Source organism: Mesorhizobium sp. M2A.F.Ca.ET.037.01.1.1 (assembly GCF_003998075.1).
GTDB lineage: Bacteria > Pseudomonadota > Alphaproteobacteria > Rhizobiales > Rhizobiaceae > Mesorhizobium.
On sequence record NZ_RZSA01000486.1, the window covers coordinates 1 to 4,878 of the forward strand.

A 4,878-nucleotide genomic window follows, 5' to 3' on the forward strand; every position below is an offset into this window, starting at 1 on the left:
ATGTTGGCCAGCCCGAACACCGCGACGAACAGGATGATGGCGAACGCCGAGGAATAGCCGGTGCGCCAGCTTTCGAAGGCCTGCCGCTTCAGCGTGATCGAGGCGACCTCGGTGGTCGAGCCGGGTCCGCCGCCGGTCAAGAGGTTGACCATGTCGAACATCTTGAAGTTCTCGATGCCGCGGAACAGCACCGCCAGCATGATGAAGGGCAGCGCCATCGGCAGCGTGATCGACCAGAACTGCCGCCAGTTGGAGGCGCGGTCGACCTCGGCCGCCTCATAGATGTATTCGGGGATGGAGCGCAGGCCGGCGAGGCAGATCAGCATCACGTAGGGCGTCCACATCCAGGTGTCGACGATGATGATCGCCCACGGCGCCAGCTCGACATTGGACAGCATCTGCACATTCGTCGGCGGAATGCCGGTGACGAAGGAGATGACATAGGAGAACAGCCCGATCTGCGGCTCGTAGAGGAAGCGCCAGAAATTGCCGACCACCGCCGGCGACAGCATCATCGGCACCAGGATGATTGTGGTCCAGAAGGCATGGCCGCGGAACTTGCGGTCGATCAGCCAGGCCAGCGTGAAGCCGATCACCGTCTGCAGCAGGATCGTCCAGAACACGAAATGCGCCGTCGTCTGCATGGCGATCCAGATGTCGTGGTCGCCGAGGATGCGCTGGTAATTGGCGAGCCCGAGGTTCTTCACCACTTCGTTGGGGCGGTTGGCGCGGTAGTTGGTGAACGACAGATAGATCGCCCAGAACAGCGGGAAGATGTTGATGGCAAGCAACAGAAGGATCGTCGGCGAGATGAACAGCCAGGCGAGGCCCTTGTCGCTGATGCCCCGGATCCTCTTGGCCAACGGCTCCGGGGTCGCCCGGGCAACGTTGTCCGCAGTCCGATTGAGCATGGTAAGTCCTGCTTCGGTCACGGGTCAGTCTCGGCTATGGAATTTATCTGAACTGCGTCCCGTGCCAAGGGCGGCACGGGACGCCTCGATCAAGCTCGGGAGGAGCCTTACATCTTGCCGTCGTCCTGGAAGACCTGCGTCCAGTCCTTGACCAGGCCGTCGAGCGCGTCCTTGGCCGAGCCCTGGCCGGCCACGACATAGTCATGGAAGCGCTTCTGCGAGGCCTGCAGCAGCGGCGCGTAGCTCGGTTCGGCCCAGAAGTCCTTCACGATGGCCATCGAGTCGAGGAAGGCCTGCGCATAGGGCTGGCTGGAGGGGAACTTCGGGTCCTTCACCACGGAGTTCAGGCAGGAATAGCCGCCGAGTGACCACCACTTGGCCTGCACGTCCTTGTTGGCGAACCACTTGATGTATTTCAGCGCCGATTCCTGCTTGTCGGAGTAGGACACCACCGAAATGCCCTGGCCGCCGAGCTGCGCGAACTGATCGCCGTCGGGTCCCTTCGGATTGACGAAGTAGCCGATCTTGTCGCCGCCGACATTCTCGTCCTTCTGCAGGCCGGGCCAGGTGAAGGCGAAGTTCATATGCATCGCCACCTGTCCGGATTTGAAGGCGTCGACGCCTTCGCCCATGTAGCTGTTGGAGGCGCCGGGCGGCGTGCAGCAGTCATAGAGCGCCTTATAGAACTCCAGCCCCTTCACCGATTTCTCGGAGTTGACGAAGCCTTCCATCTCATAGGGCTTCTTCGGGTTTTCATACTGGAAGCCGTAGCTGTAGAGCACATCCATGGCGCCCATGGTGATGCCTTCCGAGCCGCGCTCGGTGTAGATCGAGGCGCCATAGACGGTCTTGCCGTCGATCTGACGCTTCTGGAAGAACTCCGCGATCTGCTTCAGCTGGTCGAAGGTGGTCGGCGCGGCCAGGTCCCAGCCATACTTCTCCTTGAATTCCTTCTGCAGCTCGGGCTTGGAGAACCAGTCCTTGCGATACGTCCAGCCGACGACGTCGCCCATCGCCGGCAGCGCCCAGTAGTTCGGCGTGTTCTTCGGCCATTCGGAATAGCCGACAACGGTTGCCGGCACGAAGTCGTCCATGCTGATCTTCTCCTTGTCGAAGAAGTCGTTCAGCTTGACGTAGTGGCCGTTCTCCGCGGCGCCGCCGATCCACTGGCTGTCGCCGATGATCAGGTCGCAGAGCTTGCCGTGCGAGTTGAGCTCGTTCAGGAAACGGTCGGCGTAGTTCGTCCACGGCACGAACTCGAACTTCATGCCGATGCCGGTTTCCTTGGTGAAGTCCTTGGACAGTTCCACAAGCGCGTTGGCCGGATCCCAGGCCGCCCAGCACAGCGTCAGGTCTTCCGCATGCGCGACGTTCGAGACGGCTGTCGACGCAAACATCGCCGAGGCCAGTCCCAACGCCAGTTTCAAGGTCGATTTCATGCCTTACCTCCCATTTGCGAAACGCGTCCGGATGACGGTTTCAAGAGCCCCTCAACCCTCGCTCCTCCGAGGGCCTAAACAGGCGCGCGCTATGCGTCGCCACGAAGCGCGATGCGCTGCCGATGTTTAGTAATTTGTTTAGTGATGCTCTTTTTACTAAACAACGCAAGCGAATTCGTTGCTGCGCCGCAGCATGCCAAAGCGCGTCATTGAAATCGTTGGGAAATGATCACCGGACCTGTTTCGGCCGCGGTCATCTGGCCCCGGTGGCAGGGCTGGGGCTTGCCATCACCGGCCGGATCGCCGGCGCCGGCGGCAGCAGCGCGCGTATGTCAGCGAAGGGGAAAATAGGCTCGAAGCGGAAAGCTTCCGCCAGCGCGCCGGAGGCGCCGTTGCACTGGCCGGCGCGAAACTCGTTCTGGAGGCGCGCCCGGTGCACATAATGCTCCGGGCCTTGCGACTGGTGCGCGCGGATCGCTTCAGCCTTGATCTCCCAATGCTGCGAGATCTCGACATAATGCGTCGGTGAAAAACCGGTGCCGCCGAGCGTGTCGGCATGCAGCACCGGCACCGCGAAGGACGCCGCGATGCGCACGCCGTCGGACAGCGCGCGGTGGTCGCCGTGATAGTCATAGGGCGCATGGGTGATCGCGAGGTCGGGCTTCACCTCGCCGATCAGCGCCTTCAGCGCCGCAATGAACGCGGCATCGGCGACGAGTTCGCCGTCGGGAAAGTCGAGGAAGCGCGGCTCGACGCCGAGCAGCCCTGCCGCCTTGGCCGCTTCCTTGCGCCGCAAGCGGGCGAGCGCCGCCGGGTCGCCCGTACCGCCCCTGGCACCATCAGTGGCTATCGCAAAATTGAGCTCTGCGCCTTGCGCGGCATAGGCGGCCAGCGTACCGAACATGAATATCTCGATGTCGTCGGGATGGGCGCCCAGCGCCAGTATCTTCACGTCTTCTCTCCCGGAAATGACATGCCGAACGGGATTCTGCTCGCCCTGATCGCCTATGCAAGCTATTCGTTCAGCGACGCCGTCATCAAGAGCCTGGGCGGGCAGTTCACCGTCTTCGAGATCGGCTTCTTCTCGACCCTGTTTGCCGGCTGCTTCCTGTTCTTCACCAAGCCCGGGGACGAGCGCTGGCGCGATTTCTGGCGCACCAAAAGGCCATGGGCGGTGCAAGCGCGCGCTCTGGCCGGCATCGTCTCTGGCGTGCTCGGCGTCTTTGCCTTCACCACTATTCCGCTGGCGGAAGTCTACGCGCTGATCTTCCTTGCGCCGTTGCTGGTCACCATCCTGTCGACAGTCATCCTCAAGGAGAAGGTCGGTCCCTGGCGGTGGCTCGCCGTGGTCGCCGGCTTTGCCGGCGTGATGCTGGTGGTGCGGCCGGGTTTTCGCGGATTTCATCTCGGCCATCTCGCCGCCTTCGCCAACGCCTTCCTCGCCGCCATCAGCGTCATCCTGATGCGCTCGCTCGCCCAGCAGGAAAAGCGCACGACGATCCTCGGCGCGCTGGTCGGCTACGGCCTTGTCTTCAACGGCGTCGGCGCGGCCGCCACCTCGTTCGCGCTACCCAATCTCGGGCAGCTGGTCTGGCTGATGATGGCGGGCCTCTTCACCGCCCGCGGGCAGCAGCTGCAATTGCTCGCAGTCAAATACGCGCCCGCGAACCGCATCGCGCCGACGCATTATTCGCAGATCGTCTGGGCGGTCATCCTCGGCGCGCTGTTCTTCCAGGAATATCCCGACTGGCTGTCGCTGGTCGGCCTGGCGGTGGTCGGCGCATCCGGCCTGCTGACCATGGTGCGCGAAGAAGTCCGGCTCGGCACCGTGCGCTGGAACCCGTTTTCGCGCACCAGGCTCTGAGCGCATACGTTGCATGGCGACCGCGACCGCTGATATGCGGGCGACATGATGACGAAACCCTTGCCGGAGCTTCCGGTCACAGCCGTGCTGCCGGCACTTGGCGAAGCGCTCTCCCAGCGGAACAGCGCCGTGCTGGTGGCGCCGCCCGGCGCCGGCAAGACGACGCTGGTGCCGCTGGCGCTGCTCGACGCGCCGTGGCTGGGGGAGGGCCGGATCGTGCTGCTCGAGCCGCGCCGGCTCGCCGCCCGCGCCGCCGCCCGCCGCATGGCTGAACTGCTGGGCGAGGAGCCGGGCGGCACGGTCGGCTACGCCATGCGCATGGAGAACCGCACCTCGGCACGGACAAAGATCCTGGTTGTCACCGAAGGCGTGCTCTCCCGCATGATCCTCGACGATCCGGAGCTGCCGGGGGTCTCGGCGGTGATCTTCGACGAATTTCACGAGCGCTCGCTCGACGGCGATTTCGGCCTGGCGCTGGCGCTCGACGTGCAGGGCGCGTTGCGGCCGGACCTGCGCCTGCTGGTCATGTCGGCGACGCTCGACGGCGCGCGCGTGGCGAAGCTTTTGTCCGAAGCGCCGGTGATCGAAAGCGAGGGCCGCGCCTTTCCGGTCGAGATCCGCTACGACGAACGGCCGGCAGGCACGGCGGTCGAGGACGCCATGG

General features: G+C 63.9%; 5 protein-coding genes. 2 read left to right on the plus strand and 3 right to left on the minus strand.

The genetic code is table 11. The annotated features are described in order from the left end of the window. From EOA27_RS22095 to EOA27_RS22105, 3 genes are all read right to left on the minus strand, one after another. The coding region (locus EOA27_RS22095; protein WP_145970465.1) for a sugar ABC transporter permease at positions 1-911 on the minus strand (911 nt) is incomplete at its 3' end. A gap of 107 nt (positions 912-1,018) precedes the next feature. Further along, positions 1,019-2,350: an ABC transporter substrate-binding protein gene (locus EOA27_RS22100; RefSeq protein WP_127257165.1), complete on the minus strand. Its 1,332-nt coding sequence runs from the start codon at positions 2,348-2,350 to the stop codon at positions 1,019-1,021. Positions 2,351-2,603: 253 nt separating this feature from the next. Then, positions 2,604-3,302 carry a PIG-L deacetylase family protein gene (locus tag EOA27_RS22105; RefSeq protein ID WP_127257167.1) on the minus strand — a complete coding sequence of 233 codons (699 nt, stop codon included), beginning with the start codon at positions 3,300-3,302 and terminating at the stop codon, positions 2,604-2,606. A gap of 21 nt (positions 3,303-3,323) precedes the next feature. Between EOA27_RS22105 and EOA27_RS22110 the strand changes: the two genes are divergently transcribed. Further along, on the plus strand, positions 3,324-4,214 hold the full coding sequence (locus EOA27_RS22110; RefSeq protein ID WP_127257170.1) for a DMT family transporter: 891 nt from the start codon (positions 3,324-3,326) through the stop codon (positions 4,212-4,214). Between the two features lie 45 nt (positions 4,215-4,259). Further along, positions 4,260-4,878: DEAD/DEAH box helicase (locus EOA27_RS22115; protein WP_127257173.1), on the plus strand; the 619-nt coding region annotated here is incomplete at its 3' end.